General features: G+C 44.9%; 16 protein-coding genes. 3 read left to right on the forward strand and 13 right to left on the reverse strand.

The features are described 5' to 3' along the window. Window positions 1–1,215 (reverse strand): amidohydrolase family protein (locus tag ACWA6V_RS04200; protein WP_449521324.1); only part of this gene is annotated, 1,215 nt, incomplete at its 3' end. A gap of 430 nt (window positions 1,216–1,645) precedes the next feature. On the opposite strand from ACWA6V_RS04200, the gene ACWA6V_RS04205 reads away from it, so the two are divergent. Further along, window positions 1,646–2,548: a hypothetical protein gene (locus ACWA6V_RS04205; protein ID WP_449521325.1), complete on the forward strand. Its 903-nt coding sequence runs from the start codon at window positions 1,646–1,648 to the stop codon at window positions 2,546–2,548. Window positions 2,549–2,633: 85 nt separating this feature from the next. On the opposite strand, the gene ACWA6V_RS04210 is transcribed toward ACWA6V_RS04205, so the two are convergent. Next, window positions 2,634–3,704 carry a pectate lyase gene (locus ACWA6V_RS04210; RefSeq protein ID WP_449521326.1) on the reverse strand — a complete coding sequence of 357 codons (1,071 nt, stop codon included), beginning with the start codon at window positions 3,702–3,704 and terminating at the stop codon, window positions 2,634–2,636. A gap of 324 nt (window positions 3,705–4,028) precedes the next feature. On the opposite strand from ACWA6V_RS04210, the gene ACWA6V_RS04215 reads away from it, so the two are divergent. Together ACWA6V_RS04215 and ACWA6V_RS04220 are read left to right on the forward strand one after the other, a co-directional pair. Continuing rightward, window positions 4,029–6,179 carry a WD40/YVTN/BNR-like repeat-containing protein gene (locus ACWA6V_RS04215; protein ID WP_449521327.1) on the forward strand — a complete coding sequence of 717 codons (2,151 nt, stop codon included), beginning with the start codon at window positions 4,029–4,031 and terminating at the stop codon, window positions 6,177–6,179. A gap of 20 nt (window positions 6,180–6,199) precedes the next feature. Then, on the forward strand, window positions 6,200–7,789 hold the full coding sequence (locus tag ACWA6V_RS04220) for a GDSL-type esterase/lipase family protein (RefSeq protein ID WP_449521328.1): 1,590 nt from the start codon (window positions 6,200–6,202) through the stop codon (window positions 7,787–7,789). A gap of 117 nt (window positions 7,790–7,906) precedes the next feature. Here ACWA6V_RS04220 and rpoS read toward each other — a convergent pair whose 3' ends face one another. From rpoS to ACWA6V_RS04275, 11 genes are all read right to left on the reverse strand, one after another. Then, window positions 7,907–8,911 carry an RNA polymerase sigma factor RpoS gene (gene rpoS, locus ACWA6V_RS04225; protein ID WP_449521329.1) on the reverse strand — a complete coding sequence of 335 codons (1,005 nt, stop codon included), beginning with the start codon at window positions 8,909–8,911 and terminating at the stop codon, window positions 7,907–7,909. A 146-nt stretch (window positions 8,912–9,057) separates the two neighbouring features. Then, entirely contained in the window at window positions 9,058–9,891 is an 834-nt protein-coding gene (locus ACWA6V_RS04230) for a peptidoglycan DD-metalloendopeptidase family protein (RefSeq protein ID WP_449521330.1), read from the reverse strand. Window positions 9,892–10,127: 236 nt separating this feature from the next. Then, the gene (locus tag ACWA6V_RS04235) at window positions 10,128–10,802 is read right to left on the reverse strand and encodes a protein-L-isoaspartate(D-aspartate) O-methyltransferase (protein WP_449521331.1); all 675 of its coding nucleotides are present in this window, start codon (window positions 10,800–10,802) and stop codon (window positions 10,128–10,130) included. A 116-nt stretch (window positions 10,803–10,918) separates the two neighbouring features. Next, window positions 10,919–11,899, reverse strand: a complete 981-nt coding sequence (truD, locus tag ACWA6V_RS04240) for a tRNA pseudouridine(13) synthase TruD (RefSeq protein WP_449521332.1) — start codon at window positions 11,897–11,899, stop codon at window positions 10,919–10,921. Between the two features lie 13 nt (window positions 11,900–11,912). Continuing rightward, complete coding sequence (locus ACWA6V_RS04245) at window positions 11,913–12,893, reverse strand: YheT family hydrolase (RefSeq protein WP_449521333.1); 981 nt, start codon at window positions 12,891–12,893, stop codon at window positions 11,913–11,915. A 25-nt stretch (window positions 12,894–12,918) separates the two neighbouring features. After that, complete coding sequence (ispF, locus tag ACWA6V_RS04250; protein WP_449521338.1) at window positions 12,919–13,392, reverse strand: 2-C-methyl-D-erythritol 2,4-cyclodiphosphate synthase; 474 nt, start codon at window positions 13,390–13,392, stop codon at window positions 12,919–12,921. 41 nt (window positions 13,393–13,433) lie between these two features. Further along, a complete protein-coding gene (gene ispD, locus ACWA6V_RS04255; protein ID WP_449521334.1) occupies window positions 13,434–14,147 on the reverse strand; it encodes a 2-C-methyl-D-erythritol 4-phosphate cytidylyltransferase in 714 nt (237 codons plus the stop codon). Window positions 14,148–14,194: 47 nt separating this feature from the next. Next, window positions 14,195–14,473, reverse strand: coding sequence for a septum formation initiator family protein (locus ACWA6V_RS04260; RefSeq protein ID WP_310072165.1), 279 nt, complete (start codon window positions 14,471–14,473; stop codon window positions 14,195–14,197). 92 nt (window positions 14,474–14,565) lie between these two features. Beyond that, complete coding sequence (gene eno, locus ACWA6V_RS04265; RefSeq protein WP_449521335.1) at window positions 14,566–15,855, reverse strand: phosphopyruvate hydratase; 1,290 nt, start codon at window positions 15,853–15,855, stop codon at window positions 14,566–14,568. A 60-nt stretch (window positions 15,856–15,915) separates the two neighbouring features. Beyond that, window positions 15,916–16,767 (reverse strand): 3-deoxy-8-phosphooctulonate synthase, encoded by an 852-nt coding sequence (gene kdsA / locus ACWA6V_RS04270; RefSeq protein ID WP_449521336.1) that lies wholly within the window; start codon window positions 16,765–16,767, stop codon window positions 15,916–15,918. A gap of 78 nt (window positions 16,768–16,845) precedes the next feature. Next, on the reverse strand, window positions 16,846–17,904 hold a 1,059-nt coding region (locus ACWA6V_RS04275; RefSeq protein ID WP_449521337.1), incomplete at its 5' end, for a CTP synthase.

Genomic DNA, 17,904 nt, shown 5'->3' on the forward strand with positions numbered 1-17,904 from the left:
AATACTCTGCGTATTACGAATATCTTCGAGGGGATTTTTATTGAGCAGGATCAGGTCAGCATTCATTCCAGCGGCAACACCACCATATTCTTTTTGTAAGCCAAAGTATTCAGCTGGCAGCACAGTAGCAGAGCGCAAGGCATCAACGGGTGAGAGCCCTGCCATTACCAGTTGCTCCAACTCCTGGTGGACGGTTATTCCCGCAACAATATAATCTGTGCCTACTAACACGTTTACCCCAGCGCGATGAGCTGCGCCCGTTAGCTCAAGCCCTTTATGATAAAAATCGCGATAGGTTTGCCGCGCCTCCGGTGACGGTGCTTCACTAATTACCTTATTAACATCTTCAAGCCATTGCCATTTCATTAACGGATGCAAATAACGCAGTATGGGATCTTCCAAAATCAAGGCATCATCACCATAAGCATCGACCCTGCGGGTGAGATGTGTAGGCACATACCAGGTACCTGAGTTTTTCATCGCGCTAAAAATGGCGCTAGCCATTTGTGGATCATGTTCATCCAACATTCGCCGCCGGTCTTCGTTCCACAATCCTTTAGCAACAGATTCGCGCAGTGCTGCACTGCCAGTGAAAGATTCATGCAAAATAAATCGCGCATGTTCAATACTTTTTTGATGTTGCGCCGCTTCGATTGCACTTATCGCAAGTGGGCGATGCCCAACAACATCGACACCCTGTTTTTTTGCTTCATCCACCAACGCAAAATAGGCTTCGCGAGAAATGTAGTTATAAACTTTGATCGCATCTACCTTGCCAGAATAATAGCGAACAAATTCCCTCGCCTGCTGCTCATTGGCGGTACCAAAAAACTCAGGTAACCCGTTAATCTGATCGTGAATACCAGGGCCATTCAAATGCCAACTTGCAATTCCCTGCACACGCGGCCCTACCAACTCATCATTATTCGCTTGATGAGTCCAACGCTTAAAATCTTCAGGGCAGGCAGCAAATGGATCCTTAGCTGTAGGACAACTCGCCATATCCCGCACATTGGTAACGCCATAACCAATATAAAGTGGCAGATCCAATAAGGGAGTTACCTTAAAAATATGCGTGTGCATATCCCATAGGGAGGGCGTCAAAAATCGATTGGCACCATCAATACGAATAGCATTTTCTGGAATAGCGACATTATTTGCAGCACCAACAATTCGGATCTTTTTACGCTCTATAATGACGGTTTGATTAGGCAAGATTAGGCCACCAGCGACATCCAGAATAGATGTGTTTATTATTGCGATTGGTGTGTTGGTTTTAACCGCATCTACTTTATCTAATGGCCACAAAACCCCAACAGCAAAAAAAGTAACACTTAGCGCTACAACAGCGAAAAAGTAGATTATTCCCCGCCTTAAAATCCTGAATATCATCAATTATGTCCTTTCATTTTCCCTGCAAAATATGGAGAAACCACGCATAGAGTCGCAATAGTGCAATTATGGCACCCTACCTTCACCAAGGGCTTGAAGCAAGGGCGGAAATGTAATCTAATCCCGTCATTAATAAGTGTGGCGATGTCGATATCCAACAACTACTAGCCACCAGTCTTACGGCAACATATGACAACATTCGGTCAGATTTACCTAAACCCCTAATAACGAATCCGTACTTACGGAGGTAAAGATGAAACTGATAAGCATAATCCTTGGGGCGCTACTGCTATTGATATCGGCACGTTATGGCGTGCTCTATCTGGATCACCAAACCCTGCAACAACAGCTAGCGCAACAACAAGCAGATTTTGATGCTCGCTTACAGGAAGAGCGTGAGACCTATCAGAAAAAAATTGATGGTTTACAGGAGTTCATTGCGTTTGGGCAAAATACATTGCAACCCACCAAACAAACTACCCTGACTGCAAATCCTGTTGTTACATCCTCCAAGCTGGATGAGTTTGCCAGCATCCAGCAAGAAAACCTCAAGCGCACGCTGGAAAAAAAATACACGCTACTGATGTCGAAATTGGGTTTGGCAGGACAGGCACGCGATGAGTTACAAGAATTATTATTGCAGCGCGAACAAATTTTGGGAGCTAGTAGTATCGGCTATTATTCATCGCAAGCTGATACCGAAGAAGCCATCCGTAAACAGCAAGAAAGCCTGACAGAAATAGATCGCCAAATTGCCCTACTGCTCAATTCACCGGAAGATAGAAAAACCTATGATTTGTTAAAAGATTCTGCTTACGAACAATATCAGATGAACAATTTTTTTGATCAGGTACAAGCAGACGCACCTATCCCCACTGAAAAACGCGATGCACTCTTACTTAGCAAACTGGAGCAAAAACAAGAATTTTCCCGTTATTTGGAAACAACCGGCCAGACAATTGCTAACGCATCCGTAGCAGAAAAACCTTTTTTAATCGAAAAAGCACATGAAGCACTGCACGATTACAAAGATAATTATTTAGCAACTGCACGCGAAAATTTAAACGAGGCACAATACGATGCCCTGCGTGAACACGAACAAAAACATTTTGATGAGATGTGGGAAAGCTTAAAAGCAGGATGGGGTGCGCAGTAGTTTTTGTATAACCCTCTCCGTTTCCGGAGAGGGGCTACTGATTTTTGCGAGCCGATTATTGTTTAATCATTATTGTTGTAAAAAATCAGAAAGCCGTTACGTCAGATTTACTGACGTCACAGTTAGCGGTATTCCAGAAATCATTACCACTTGATGGCTTGTATTTCGGAGAATCGCCACTGGTGACGTTCTTGTCGATACCCTGATACTCTTCGCAGACTGCCGGTGAACCCAATTTGTAACCCTGGATTTTCAGGTTGCGAATCGTGGCCTTATCACCGTAGTTGCGGTTCACACCGGCAATAGCACCAATTGAACCTTCAATACGAACATTGTTCACCACCAGATTACGCGGGCCGCCATTGCCGGAGCAATTGCCGCATGAGCGCCACAATTTTCCATTCACACCCTTAGCAGTGAAATTATTAATAATTTCGTATGTACTGTTTTTGGAATTGTGTTGGAAAATTTTGTCTGGTTTACCACCGGGGGAATTAGACGAATTGTTATACGCCGTTCCGCCCGAGATAGTGAACTTTTTACCGCTATCAATCAGGGAAGCAGCATCTTCACAGATATCTTCCCAGACCACATTCTCTGCAACACAATTACCGCTGGTGCAGTGAATACCATCTGCGCCACCACTGGCTGCAATACGCACATTTTTAATGGTCGCATTTTTCAGAGTGATAACCGGAGGTTGTTTATCGCTGTCGCCAGGGCAAGTCAGACCGAGAGTCTTGCCACCGCAATCGACAGTTTTGTTCTCAATAACCATACCCGCCTTACACTCAGCACTTCCACCCGTTGCAGCCGTACTGGATGCAACAGAGGATTTTACCGAACTGGCCGCAACACTGCTTTTGCTAGAACTGGTCGATGAAACTCCGGTACCGCTGGAGGGAATCGAACATTCTTTTACACTGTTGCTGGGAGCAGGATCAGAACCAAAGGTGGCCACACTACAACTAAAGGAACCATTCAATACCTTATAAACAAATTTGTCAGAAGCACCAAAGGCAACGTTGGTTGCTTTAGTCACCGAACAAGTTTGTCCAATTTTGCAGATGGTTGTGTAGCCACTAGGACGGTTGGCTGCCATTACACTGGCGGAAACACCAACCAACAATGTTGTTATCATTATTTTCTTGAGCATATTAAAACTCCTATCTAGAGCCGCGAGTGGTTCGCGAAAAAAAAGATGAGGAGCAGATGTAGCTAATCGCACAACAGTAAAACCATGAGCTGAATAAAGGGCACCACGTAAATTACTATCGATAAAGTACAAGCTGCTATTTTATGCTCGCAAAAATCACAGCGATGATAATATAGCAGCTAATTTTGTATATACATATGATTTATCTGCCTGTATCATCAAAAAATATAAGAAGAATACTCGGCAATTATTTTCGTCATTATCGCAATTATATCCACCCGACAGCCGTTACAAAAGGTAACAGCAAATACGTAAGATTAGATAATGATGAACTCCCTACTCTCTCTATGCATGATGTATTTCTCCCCTGTCGATTCACTCTGGCGATTACTCATCAGGCTGCCACTTTATTTTTTTATACTATTTTTTTTCTCGGGTTGCGAAAAAACGCCGCCTTTAGTTCTATCAAAATCTGCGGCGACCAACAGCATTCAAAATCTGACGGTTCTGAACACCAGTTTTTTCGATCATCTTCAAATCAACAATCAATTATTGATTGCCAGTGGCGATGGGAAAATTATTTCAAGCCAACAGAGATTCTCGCAGTGGTCTGCACTGAAAACGCCACCGACAACCAATAAAATTATCGGCCTTGCAGGCGACAATTCCGGCCAACATCTGCTCGCCTACGGCGATGATGGATTCATACTGGTTTCGAGCAATGGGGGCAAACATTGGCGCTTAATAAAATCAGGCTTATCTGTGTCACTCAATACGGCTGTTTTCAACGAAACAACCCGGCAGTGGCGAATTGCCGGTCAGGCAGGATCAATCATAGAAAGCGATGCTGACGGAAATGATTGGACGAATGCGCCCTTTCCATCATCAAAAACTATTATCAAACTTCTTCCAACAGAGGCTGGTTATATCGCCATAGGCGAAGATGGATTACTCGCTTTTCAGAAAAAAAACAGTCGCGACTGGCAATTACTTGAACATCCTCTTGATGAATCCTTTACCGATATTATTGCAATCAATAGTGATCGATACATTCTCAGTACGAGCAATCGAAAAATTTTAATTCTTGATATAAGCAGTCAGAAAATTGAGATTATTGACACTGGCTACACCGGATACATCAGTAAATTGTTATTTGATCAACAGTATCAAACATTGATTGCAACAACCGCAAATGGTGACATTCTGCTATCCGATGATGGAGGTACACTCTGGGCACCGGTAGCAACCGGCAAGCCCTATCTTTCTGCACTGGCTGCGTCAAAAAATGGCGCCTACGTGTTTGCTGCGGGAGATGATGGATGTGTTTTGTTATCTGACAATGGTGGAAGAACCTGGCGTACATTAACGCTACCTACCACTGCCAACCTCGAAGGTATAGTCAACACACAGGGCATGCAGTGGGTCGTCTATGGTGAGCACGGCGCTTTGTTTGTATCTGACGATAATGGTGAAAACTGGATTGCCATAAATCGCCCCGTCAATGATTTTATTCATCAACTAACACAGGATAATTCCGGCACATGGTATGGGGCGGGAGTTAAAGGATTGGTAATTGAATCGCGCAATCATGGCAGCAGCTGGACATTAACAGAAGCTCGCACACAAGAAAGCGATTATTTTTTATCGATCATCACTGACGGGCAATCAGGCAATCTTATTGCAGCAGGTCCGCCCGGTACAATTCTGCTCAAACAACCTAATCAAACACAATGGTTACAACCGCTAGGCCTGAATGATGCTAGCCAAGGTTATTTTCATCAGTTAATAACCAATAATAAAGGCGTTATCGTTGCAGTTGCAGGACCCGGCGCCGTTTATTTTTCTGAAGATGCGGGCAATCATTGGCACACCGCAAAAGATCAAACGCCTCACCAACTCTTTGCTGGACACTATGACCCAAACAGAGAATTATTTTTTACTGCCGGACAATCGGGAACAATCACCTCGTCGCAGGATGGCCAGCACTGGCAAACGCTTGACTCACGCACTAGCGAATCACTGCAGTGCATACTGGCAACGCCGTTTGGTGTTTTTGCAGCAGGAAATCATGGAACCATTGTCAAATCGCTCGATGGCATCGAGTGGCAACCGAGCGAAACGCCGACCGCATCTACGTTGCTTACGCTATTTGCCACACAACAAAAAACCTTGATCACTACAGGACACAATGGGACGCTTTTACGGTCATCGGATCAAGGGCAAACTTGGCTCAAAATCGAAGTCCCTACTGACACAAGCTTGCGAATGCCGGTTCAGGATCAACAGACTGGTGTTATTTATATTCCGGGAAAAAATGGCGACATAATTTATTCATACAATGACGGATTAAATTGGTCGCTTTTACCGCCCATCACCAAAGCCTCACTTAAATCTCTCGCGATAGATAAACAAACTGGATTTCTTTTGGGTGCGGGTGAACGATTAATTCGAATACCTTTATTGCTAAACCCCTAACATCTTGATTTGGAATAAATATGCAAAACGTTTTATTTAACTTTCGCTTCTCATCAATCGGTTTACTGCTCTGGCTAAGCGCTTGCAGTACTATCAATAGCGACGCCCCCATCATCACAGGGCTTGTCGTCGAACAAAAACCGCTCAGCAACGCGCAGGTCTCACTCATCGATGCCGCTGGAAATCAATTTCTTACCACAACCGATGCACAGGGAATATACCGCCTCCCCGCGACAGGAATTAGCAAACCCTTTCTTGTTTCGGTTGTCGCCGAAGGCACACAAGACGATTGCATCACTCATTCCACACGTCGCCCCATCTGCATGGCTGCTCTCGTAGACGAGCAATCTGCAGGGAAAATTCAGATCGCAAATATCAATCCGCTCACTGATCGTATTGTTTCAGATGTAGCCATCGCACAAAGATTTATCGGGCCACAGCAATGGGTAAACAGTAAAAAAATTGGCGCTCTCGATACAGCTGAGGCGCAGAAGGCGAAAAGTGAATTGCGCAAAGGATTTAAACATGCACTGCAATTATTGAACGTTAAGCACCTCGGAAGCTTTGACCCTGCCACCTATCCTATTCAGCCCAATGATAAGTTAATAGAATTATTTTCACTGATTCATCACAACCGCAATTACGACAACAATACCGGCGAAACGGGCCACACCACATTGACTGATATCAGCTTTCGCCCGATTGTCGGACTAATGCCAAAGGGTGCCTATGAACCTTTGGATTTACCGCGCGCGCAACAAGAGTTACTGCAAATTAACAATGCAACGCGCCGTGTTTTTATTGTGGGTGATTCAACCTCCGCCATTTACGAACTGCTGCGCTTTCCACGTATGGGTTGGGGGCAGGCATTTGAAGCCCAATTCAAACAGGATAGCGGTGTAAAAGTGATTACCGGATCACGCTCCGGCCGCAGCTCGCGCGATTTTTACAATGGCCGTTGGTTTGCACAGATGGAACCGCTGATTCAAGCCGGTGATTATGTATTTATTAACCATGGCCATAACGACCAAAATTGTGATTCCAGTAAGCCAGTTCGCGGCTTGGCCGATGTTAACAACCTCTGCACCTACCCCAACAACAGCGAAGGTCAGCCACAATTTCCAGAGGAGAAACCTGAACTTTCATTCCAGCATTCACTTGAGCGGTATATAAAAATTGCACGAGACCGCGGCGCGATACCAGTTTTGTTCACCCCAACTACACGCATTAAAAATGCACAAGGACAACAAACTACCCCTGTTGTACACAGTCACTTTACTAAGCAAAACGCCAATAATGGTTATTTATTTATCGGTGACTATACACAAACCATTAAAGACACTGCCACTGCGAACGCGGTACCGCTGATTGACCTTGAAGCTGCAAGTATTCAATTTGTGAATAGTCTGGCAGCTAATGAATGGAAAAATTATTGGTTGGTCGTTGACCCTGCTGTCAATAACTTCTATGGCAATAACGCTCCCGGGAGCATTCAAACTCCCGATGGAACCCACTTTCAAAAAAATGGTGCAGAAGTAATGGCAGGACTAGTGGCGAAGGAGATAAAAGCGGTCAGGGAATTAAAGGATTTGGGGGAATATTTACAATAAATAAATCAAGCAGGTAAAAGTAATCCAACCCACTAACCACTTGATGATTTAATTTTGCAAAAAAAAACCTGAGTGTCAACTCAGGTTTTTTGGTTAAGAAATTTAATATTTTAAAAATTACACACTAAACAAGGCCGCGCTATCCAATCCCTGTTTTTCCATAATATCGCGCAAACGTTTTAATGCCTCCACTTGAATTTGGCGAACCCGTTCGCGAGTCAACCCTATTTCAAGCCCCACTTCTTCAAGTGTACTGACTTCGTAACCACGCAAACCGAAACGGCGCGCAAGAACTTCACGTTGCTTTTCGGTCAACTCATCTAACCAATGGTCGAGACTGGTAGTCAAATCGGCATCTTGCAAAAGTGCAGCGGGATCTGACACATGAGTGTCTGCGATGGTGTCCACAATTGCGCGGTCAGATGAATTACCGATAGGCGCATCAATAGACGTAACACGTTCATTCAGGCTCAACATATGCTCAACATCAGCAACTGGCTTATCGAGCAGATTGGCAATTTCCTCTGGAGTTGGCTCATGATCCAATTTCTGCGACAGCTCGCGCGCTGCACGCAGATAAATATTCAACTCTTTAACAACATGGATCGGCAAACGAATTGTGCGGGTCTGATTCATAATCGCACGTTCAATGGTTTGACGAATCCACCAAGTGGCGTAAGTTGAAAAGCGGAAACCACGTTCCGGATCGAATTTTTCAACAGCACGGATTAAACCCAGATTGCCTTCTTCTATCAAATCAAGAAGTGCCAGACCACGATTAACATAGCGACGGGAGATTTTTACTACAAGGCGGAGGTTACTTTCAATCATGCGCTTGCGTGCTGCTTCATCACCTTTCAGCGCTTTACGTGCAAAAAACACTTCTTCTTCGGCGCTTAGCAGGGGGGAAAATCCAATTTCATTAAGATAAATCTGGGTAGCATCAAGCGTTTTGTTGTACTTATCATCGATAATTCGTTCACTGACACTGGGTGCTGAAGACTTGGGCAATTCATCATCTTCTTCTGCCAACATCAATTCTGCTTCATCCAACTCTACATCCGGTGCAATAAATACATCATCGCGATCAAATGTGGTTGTGTCCCTATTTTGTAAAGTCATTTTTCAGCCCCTTATATCAATTTTTATTTAACCGGCTGGCTTTTTGTAAGTCATCCAGCTCGCTCAAGCTGTACCTCTGCACACAGATGCCATATGTTTTGAGATATTATCCGTAAGTTCCCGTTCTAACTTATGAATGTGACACTTTATCGTCGTGGCAGAAACTTCAACGGATCTACCGGAGTACCATCACGACGAATTTCAAAGTGAAGCTTTACTCTATCGGTACCACTCGAACCCATATCGGCGATTCTTTGCCCAGCTTTAACAAAATCACCTTCTTTTACTAACAACCTATCATTGTGGGCATAGGCGCTAAGGAAGGTTTCATTGTGCTTGACGATAAGTAACTTGCCGTATCCACGCAGCCCACTTCCAGAATAAACGACCTGTCCACCAGCAGCTGCAAGCACAGGCTCTCCCAATTTGCCGCCAAGATCAATACCCTTATTTAACGCGTTACTGCCCTGAAATGATGAAAGTAATGGCCCCCTTACTGGCCAGCGCCATTGTGGTGCACTCCAAGCTTGGGCTTTATTGGCTGTACTGGCACTTTTTATTGTTTTATTTTCTTGACGACCAGTATTATTTTTTAAAGTTGAAACTGGTTTTTCACGGCCAGTTTGTGAGGAGGAATTTACGCCGGCAGTTCGTTTGACGACCCGTTGTTTTGCGATTGAGGGCACATTTGATCCGGCAATATCCAAACGGATAACCTGCGATGGGCGAATAACATAAGGTGGTGAAATGCTGTTGTATTTAGCGAGAACTTCATACTTTAGCCCATAGCGCCAGGCAATCGAAAACAAGGTATCGCCAGGAACAACAATATGTGTCTTAGGGCGACTGGCAAGGGTTTTGGATCTATCAAGAACAGGGGCAGGATAATGGGAGGCACAAGAAACCAGCAGCAATAGAGCGATCAGAATTACGAACAGTTTTAATGATTTAACCCGGTAAATAGATGACACTTCCGACATGAAATCACTCAAGAACTATGGTTGTTTTTTGATCACTCTTATACGATTTAGAACTTAATAATCGAAATTTATTTTAAAATTATCTAATATTTTTATAAAAACGTGCACAAAAAGAGGATTTAAACAACTAAAACACTGGGTAGATGAGTAAATTCGCACGTTTCCTATTCATTATTGGTGCACTTCTAGGCTTGCAATGTATCGTCACTTACAAACTTTAGACTTAAGATTAAGTATTAGCGTGAAGTACCTGAAAGAAAAGGAACAAATTTAACAGGCTCCAATATCTGGGTAATGTAGTTTTCTGTCTCGCCATCGCGAAGGATGAGGTGCAATTGCTGCTCCCTTCCACCAATCGGTATTACCAGTACACCACCGGGTGCCAACTGCTTCAATAGTTCGTCAGGAACAGCCTGGGGTGCTGCTGTACTGAGGATAGCATCATAGGGGCCAGCTTCCGGCCAGCCAAAACCACCGTCAGCATGCCGCAATTGCACATTGCGCAACCCCAATTGACGCAAGCGCTCGCGGGCTTTGTCCTGCAACGGCTTGATCCGCTCTACACTGTAAACATTTGGCACTAATTGGGCGAGAACACTGGTCTGGTAGCCAGAACCGGTACCAACTTCCAATACTTTATTGAGCTTGCCGCCTGCTGCTCCCAGCAATATTTCCGTCATACGTGCCACTATGTAAGGCTGGGATATGGTCTGGCCATGACCGATGGGAAGTGCCGTATCTTCATAGGCGCGATGAGCAAGGGCTTCGTCAAGAAATATATGACGCGGGGTATTAAGCAATACATCCAACACGCGCATATTAGTGACGCCCTGATCGCGCAAACGCTGAATAAGACGCTCACGGGTGCGTAGCGAGGTCATGCTTACACCTTGCATCAATAAGTTAGTCATCTTCAGATTCTCTCCTATTTTTATACAGCGGCAACACAAATAATAAATGCACAATTAACCAGCTGGCGCCGAAACAACCAAAGCAGCAACTATACCATGGGTTGCGGCGTTTCCTGCTAGGCGGGATCAGACACATCCGCCGATTGGTTGTGGAGCTGGGCAAGCTCGTGCAAAATCGCCGTAGCAAACTCACCGGCATCGAGCGAAAAATGCAATACCAGATCATTATCAACCCAAGACCAACTGGCGTTACGGGGGATCAATTGCAGTGCGCGACGCTCTTGCGATAAGCCTGCATGTTCAAGACCATCGCACCATGCAGCCCAATTTGCCAACGCATTTTGCTCCAGTTCAAGTAACGCACCCGATACCAGTGGTCGCCCCCTACCCCACAGCGGTCCAGAAGAGCGAGGGTTAATTTCCCCCTCAATCTGAGCCGCCCAATTATTATCCAATACACGCGTTGCGAGCACCTGATTAAATAAATAGGAGCGCGCCGCCGACAACATCAAACCGCGTTTTTGTTTATCGCGATAACGCTTTCCTCCCACAAGGATGGATTCTGCTTCGCGCAAATTGTTTCCAGCCTGACCAAAACGCTGCTCACCAAAATAATTGGGCACACCTTGTACAAAAACAGTATCGATTTTCTGTTGCAGCAAACTGCGGTCTTCTGTCTGCACATCGCGCAAGCGGATCACAAAGTTATTTTGCCGATGCTCACCACGGCGCAACTTGGTCTGATGCCTGGACGATGACAAAAGCTGAATCGATTCAGTATTCAATAATGTCCAATCAGGTTCAGGGGCCTTGGGAAGATACACACTAAACCATTGGGCTGTCACCGCATGACGATCTTTGCGCCCGCAATAACCAACATCAGTTACATTGACATTGGCAAGCTCGGCAATTTTTCCAGCGACCCATGCGGTATTTTCGCCGCGCTTAACGATGTGCAAAAAAACATGTTCGCCTGCCCCTGAAGGAACATAACCCAACTCTTCATCAACCTGAAAATCTTCAGGTTGTGCACGAAAAATTGCAGCTGCAGTTAACGCCCCATAAGCGCGGGGAAACTCCAATGAAAACTCTGTCAAAACATTACCTGCATTATGAAAGTGATTTAAAAAAACCTAAAAATCGCGTATCCAACCACCACTCCAGCCGATCACTTAAAAAACCAACATGACCACCAGAGCGCGTAATTTCCAAGGTCAATAACGAATGGCGCTGAGCAAGCGCACGTGGAATGCAATCCGCATTAAAAAACGGATCATTCAACGCAGTCACCATTAAACAAGGCACTGCAATTTTTTCGAGTGAAGGTTTAGCGCTGGCGGCAGCATGAAGCTCTGCTGCATTTTTATAACCATTCAAAGGGGCTGAAAAAAACTCATCGTAATCACAAAATGTTTTAACTTTCGAATAGTGCGACAAATCCAGTTTCCCCATAAACTTAAACGCTTTTCGCTTAAGGCGCCACTTCATACTGGTAACAAAATACAAGCGATACATCAGATTGCGCCAGCGATCCAAGGTGCTCACACAAGCATGCAAATCTATGGGTACTGATGCAGCGCAGACTGCTTTAATTCCCCTAGCCTGTGCATTTTCGCCTTGATCACCAAGCCACTTGAGCACAATATTTCCGCCAAGCGAGTAAGCCGCAAGATAAATTTCTGTGTAACCATTACCTTCCGCCCAAGCCACTACTGCCTCAAAATCCTGTATCGAGCCAGCAAAATATAATTTTTCAGTAGTATTGTCTGGCTTTCCACATCCACGCAAATTCCAGGCAAGCACATCAACAGCTGCGCCAGCAACACCTGATTCAAGCGCTGCTTTGGCCATACCCAGGATATAATTTTGTTCGTTACTACCCTCAAGCCCATGCGAGAGGATTAATAATCTTTTCTGCGGCTGCAATCCGGAAAAATACATATTTGCACTGAGATTATCACCATCTAGCGTGGGAATAATCAAAGAAGTCGCGCTTAACCTGATATGACGCAACAACACCGGCAATTGGGTTTGCAGGTCACCATTGAACATCCACCACGGGGAGCGAAAATCAGAATCAATTAACGGCATGAAAATTCCTTATTCAATATGTAATTTACGACTTTTCCAACAACACCACTGCGTAGCAAGCAATACCTTCTTCACGCCCGGTAAAACCCAAGCGTTCAGTCGTGGTTGCCTTAACATTGATTTGATTTAATTCGCTTTGCAAATCGGCAGCAATGGTTTCGACCATACGGGGAATGTAATTCGCCATACGCGGCGCCTGGGCAACTATGGTCATATCGGCATTAGCAATCTTCCACCCCTGCTGCCCTACTTTTGCATAAACCATACGCAACAGAGAACGACTATCGGCATTGCGATATTGCATATCTGTATCTGGAAAATGCTTACCGATATCACCTAATGCCGACGCCCCCAGCAATGCATCGCATAACGCATGCAAGAGCACATCACCGTCCGAGTGGGCAAGCAAACCTTGATGATGTGGAATAACGACACCACCAATAACAATTTTATCGCCGGGACCAAAAGCATGGACATCGTAACCATGACCAATACGCATAGACATATTAAATTTCCGTAACTAAATGAAGAATAAACAGGCTAGATCTGTTGCTGTAAGAGCATAGCAGCAATTGCCAAATCTTCCGGTCGCGTAATTTTTATATTATCGCTGCGCCCTTGCACCATTAATGGCTCATAACCATAGGATTCCAGTGCCGAGGATTCGTCGGTAATTAATTTACCTTCCGCTAATCCACGCTGCAGGCAATCGCGCAACAAGCCCAAGCGAAACATTTGTGGTGTCTGAGCCTGCCATAATAAACGTCGATCCACAGTTGAATCGATAACGGAATTATTCACTTGTTTTAAGGTATCGCTAACCGGCACACCTAAAATACCACCAACCGGGTGGTTTTTTACTTGATCAATCAAATGCAAAACACTCTGTACATGAACACAAGGGCGAGCGGCATCATGCACCAACACCCAATCATTGGGAGATGCATTATCGAACAATTGTTCCAATGCATTTAATACGGAGTCGCAGCGTTCTGCGCCGCCTGCAACACGCTGAATACGATTATTTTGTGCAAGAGATAAATCATTCCAATAATTATCATCAACACCCAATACCAGATAAATACCAGCGATATTCGGCAGTGCCAATAAACGCTCCAAGGTGTGCTCTATAACTGTTTTCCCAACGAGAGGTAAATATTGTTTTGGGCAACCGGCTCCCATTCGGGCGCCTACACCTGCAGCAGGGACGACAATCCAAAAAGCAGGAGTTTGAGATGATTGGGAATGATTCATGAGGGAATATCGAAATTGGATAGTTAATAAAATGTAGCTATTGGCAACTACTGCTCTTCATCCAAAATCATAAAAAAAGTTTCGTCTTTTTTGATCAGGCCAATATCGTTACGCGCACGCTCTTCGATGGTGTCGAGTCCTGTTTTTAATTCTTCTACCTCAACATCCAGAATGCGGTTACGCTCACGCATACGATCATTTTCAGCTTGCTGCAACTTGATATCAGCCTCCAGGCGATGCGCCTGTGCCAAACTGCCATCACCGATCCACAAACGGTATTGCAGCCCGGCAAGCAATATGATCAATACACCTAACAGCCATTTCATAACATTGTGCAATCTTGTTAAACGTTAATAACGGTTTAATTAGCATTAAAAAAACAAAGGCCGAGTAGTCGGCCTTTGTTTTTCAAATCAACTTACGACTTGAATTCTGCACGGCCTTTGTAAGGAGCAGAAGCACCCAATTCAGCCTCAATGCGCAGCAAACGGTTGTACTTGGAAACACGGTCTGAACGGCACAAAGAACCAGTCTTGATTTGACCAGCTGCAGTCGCAACAGCCAAATCAGCGATGGTGGTATCCTCAGTTTCGCCTGAACGGTGAGAAATTACTGCAGTGTAACCTGCATCTTGTGCCATTTTGATGGCATCAAGGGTTTCAGACAAAGAACCGATCTGGTTGAATTTAATCAGAATCGAGTTAGCAATTTTCTTCTCAATACCTTCTTTTAAAATTTTGGTGTTGGTAACAAACAGGTCATCACCTACCAACTGGATTTTGTGGCCAATTTTTTGGGTCAGATCTGCCCAGCCAGCCCAGTCGCTTTCGTCTTTACCGTCTTCGATAGAAATAATTGGGTAGCGTGCAGCCAGATCAGCCAGGTAATCCGAAAATTCGTTAGTGGTAAATACACGGCCTTCACCAGCCAAATCGTATTTGCCATCTTTGTAGAATTCAGTAGAAGCGCAATCCAGAGCCAAGGTTACGTTATCACCCAGTTTGTAGCCCGCCTTCTCAACAGCTTCAGCAATAATTTTCAGAGCGTCTTCGTTAGATGGCAGGTTTGGTGCAAAGCCACCTTCATCACCCACTGAAGTACTCAAGCCTTTGTCGTGCAGGATTTTTTTCAGGGTGTGGAAAATCTCGGCACCAACACGCAGAGCTTCTGCAAAGGTCTTGGCACCTACAGGCTGAACCATAAATTCCTGGATATCAACGTTGTTGTCTGCGTGCTCACCACCGTTGATGATGTTCATCATAGGAACTGGCATGGAGTATTTACCAGGAGTGCCATTCAAGTCAGCAATATGTGCATAGAGTGGAACTTTTTTGGAGATCGCAGCTGCTTTAGCATTTGCCAAAGACACAGCAAGGATAGCGTTTGCACCCAATACCGTTTTGAAGTCAGTACCGTCAGCTTTGATCATTGCATTATCAAGAGCGCGCTGATCAAGAGCATCGAAACCCACTACCAGATTTTTAATAGTGGTGTTGATATTGTTAACCGCTTTTAAAACGCCTTTACCCAAATAACGGGATTTATCGCCATCGCGCAATTCCAGTGCTTCACGCGAACCGGTTGAAGCGCCTGATGGTGCAGTCGCCGAACCTACAGAACCATCAGCCAAAATAACTTCAGCCATCACGGTTGGGTTGCCGCGGCTATCCAAAATTTCAAAAGCTTTGATATCAACAATCTTAGTCATTCGTTTTCTCCAGAGTGTGTTTCTACAAAATGAGTTAGTGCCTATTACTTTTACTGTCTATTAGTTAATGTCGAGTGGTGGAAAATTTTTCACCACGCCATCAATGGATTTCATTTGCTGCAGGAAAGGTTGCAGTTTATCGAGCGGCAACGCGCTAGGGCCATCGCACTTGGCGTTATCGGGATCAGGATGAGCCTCCAGAAATAAACCAGCCAAACCAACTGCCATACCTGCACGCGCCAATTCAGCAACTTGATGGCGACGACCGCTTGATGCCGCCCCCATAGGATCACGGCATTGCAATGAATGAGTTACATCAAAAATCACCGGGGCATTGCCACTGACTTCACGCATGGTACGAAAACCCAGCATATCGACAACCAAGTTGTCATAACCGAAGTTGGTGCCGCGATCACAGAGAATAATTTTATCATTGCCACATTCACCAAATTTTTCGACGATATTTTTCATTTGGCCTGGGCTTAAGAATTGCGGCTTTTTGATATTAATCACCGCGCCGGTTTTGGCCATAGCGACGACCAAATCCGTTTGACGGGCAAGAAATGCAGGCAACTGAATTACATCTGCAACTTCAGCGACAGGTGCACATTGATAAATTTCGTGCACATCTGTAATCACAGGAACTTTAAAAGTTTGTTTAATTTCTTGAAAAATCTTCAAACCTTCTTCCATGCCAGGACCGCGATAGGAGTGAATAGACGAACGATTAGCCTTATCAAACGAAGCTTTAAAAACGTAGGGAATTCCGAGTTTTTGGGTTACCTGAACATAGGCTTCAGCCACTTGCATAGCCATATCGCGCGATTCAAGTACATTCATACCACCGAACAATACAAACGGCAGTGAATTGCCAACACTGAGAGCGCCAACTTTTACTATTTCTTGAGACACAGGTATTCCTTTCAGAATAGTTTTAACATCGGTTAATAATCTTTATAAAAAGGGGCGCTAGTATAGGCGCCCCAACGATTACTTTTTATTTGCCAAAGCCGCTTTTACAAACGCCGTAAACAATGGATGGCCATCGCGTGGTGTAGAGGTAAATTCCGGGTGGAATTGACACGCTACGAACCAGGGATGATCTGAAATCTCAACCATCTCAACTAATGTGTCATCGGCAGACCAGCCACCGATTTTTAAACCTGCTTTTTGCAATTGGTCAACGTAGTTGTTGTTAACTTCGTAGCGATGACGATGGCGCTCTACAATCACATCAGCACCATACACATTACGCGCGTTCGAGCCAGCAACCAGGCGACACTCTTGAGCACCCAAACGCATAGTGCCGCCGAGATCTGAAGATTCATCACGCTTTTCAACCTCTCCATCAGAAGTGATCCATTCGGTAATCAAACCGATCACTGGATGCGGGGAGTTGCGATCAAATTCAGTAGAATTGGCACCTTTCAAACCTAATACATTGCGTGCAAATTCAATCACGACCGATTGCATCCCCAAGCAAATACCAAGATAAGGCACTTTATTTTCACGCGCATATTGCACGGCCATGAGTTTGCCTTCTACGCCACGCTCACCAAAACCACCGGGAACCAGAATTGCATCCGCATCTTTTAAAATGTCTACGCCTTCGTTTTCAACGCGCTCGGCATCAATGTAATTAATGTTCACTTTGGTATGAGTATGAATGCCTGCATGAGTCAGCGCTTCAATCAATGACTTATAGGCATCCAGCAATTCCATGTATTTTCCAACCATGGAAATGGTAACGAAATTAACGGGATTTAATTTGCCCTCAACTACTTTATCCCACTCACTCAAATCAGCTTCAGGGCATTGCAAACCGAGCAGCTCAACAACAATTTGATCCAGACCATAGCTTTGCAACAGACGGGGAATGGAATAAATGGTGTCGGCATCAGGAAGCGGCACGACCGCGCGCTCAGCCACGTTGGTAAACAGGGAAATTTTGCGGCGCGAGTCCTCGTCCACCAAGCGTTCAGAACGGCACAACAAAATATCTGGCTGCAAACCGATTGAACGCAACTCTTTTACCGAGTGCTGGGTTGG

It is taken from the genome of Cellvibrio sp., from assembly GCF_053579595.1.

Bases quoted from the DNA above. Each gene is read 5' to 3' on its own strand.
- ACWA6V_RS04205 (WP_449521325.1), top strand. From the start codon at position 1,646: ATGAAACTGATAAGCATAATCCTTGGGGCGCTACTGCTATTGATATCG.
- ACWA6V_RS04210 (WP_449521326.1), bottom strand. From the start codon at position 3,704: ATGCTCAAGAAAATAATGATAACAACATTGTTGGTTGGTGTTTCCGCC.
- ACWA6V_RS04215 (WP_449521327.1), top strand. From the start codon at position 4,029: ATGATGAACTCCCTACTCTCTCTATGCATGATGTATTTCTCCCCTGTC.
- ACWA6V_RS04220 (WP_449521328.1), top strand. From the start codon at position 6,200: ATGCAAAACGTTTTATTTAACTTTCGCTTCTCATCAATCGGTTTACTG.
- rpoS (WP_449521329.1), bottom strand. From the start codon at position 8,911: ATGACTTTACAAAATAGGGACACAACCACATTTGATCGCGATGATGTA.
- ACWA6V_RS04230 (WP_449521330.1), bottom strand. From the start codon at position 9,891: ATGTCGGAAGTGTCATCTATTTACCGGGTTAAATCATTAAAACTGTTC.
- ACWA6V_RS04235 (WP_449521331.1), bottom strand. From the start codon at position 10,802: ATGACTAACTTATTGATGCAAGGTGTAAGCATGACCTCGCTACGCACC.
- ACWA6V_RS04245 (WP_449521333.1), bottom strand. From the start codon at position 12,893: ATGCCGTTAATTGATTCTGATTTTCGCTCCCCGTGGTGGATGTTCAAT.
- ispF (WP_449521338.1), bottom strand. From the start codon at position 13,392: ATGCGTATTGGTCATGGTTACGATGTCCATGCTTTTGGTCCCGGCGAT.
- ispD (WP_449521334.1), bottom strand. From the start codon at position 14,147: ATGAATCATTCCCAATCATCTCAAACTCCTGCTTTTTGGATTGTCGTC.
- ACWA6V_RS04260 (WP_310072165.1), bottom strand. From the start codon at position 14,473: ATGAAATGGCTGTTAGGTGTATTGATCATATTGCTTGCCGGGCTGCAA.
- eno (WP_449521335.1), bottom strand. From the start codon at position 15,855: ATGACTAAGATTGTTGATATCAAAGCTTTTGAAATTTTGGATAGCCGC.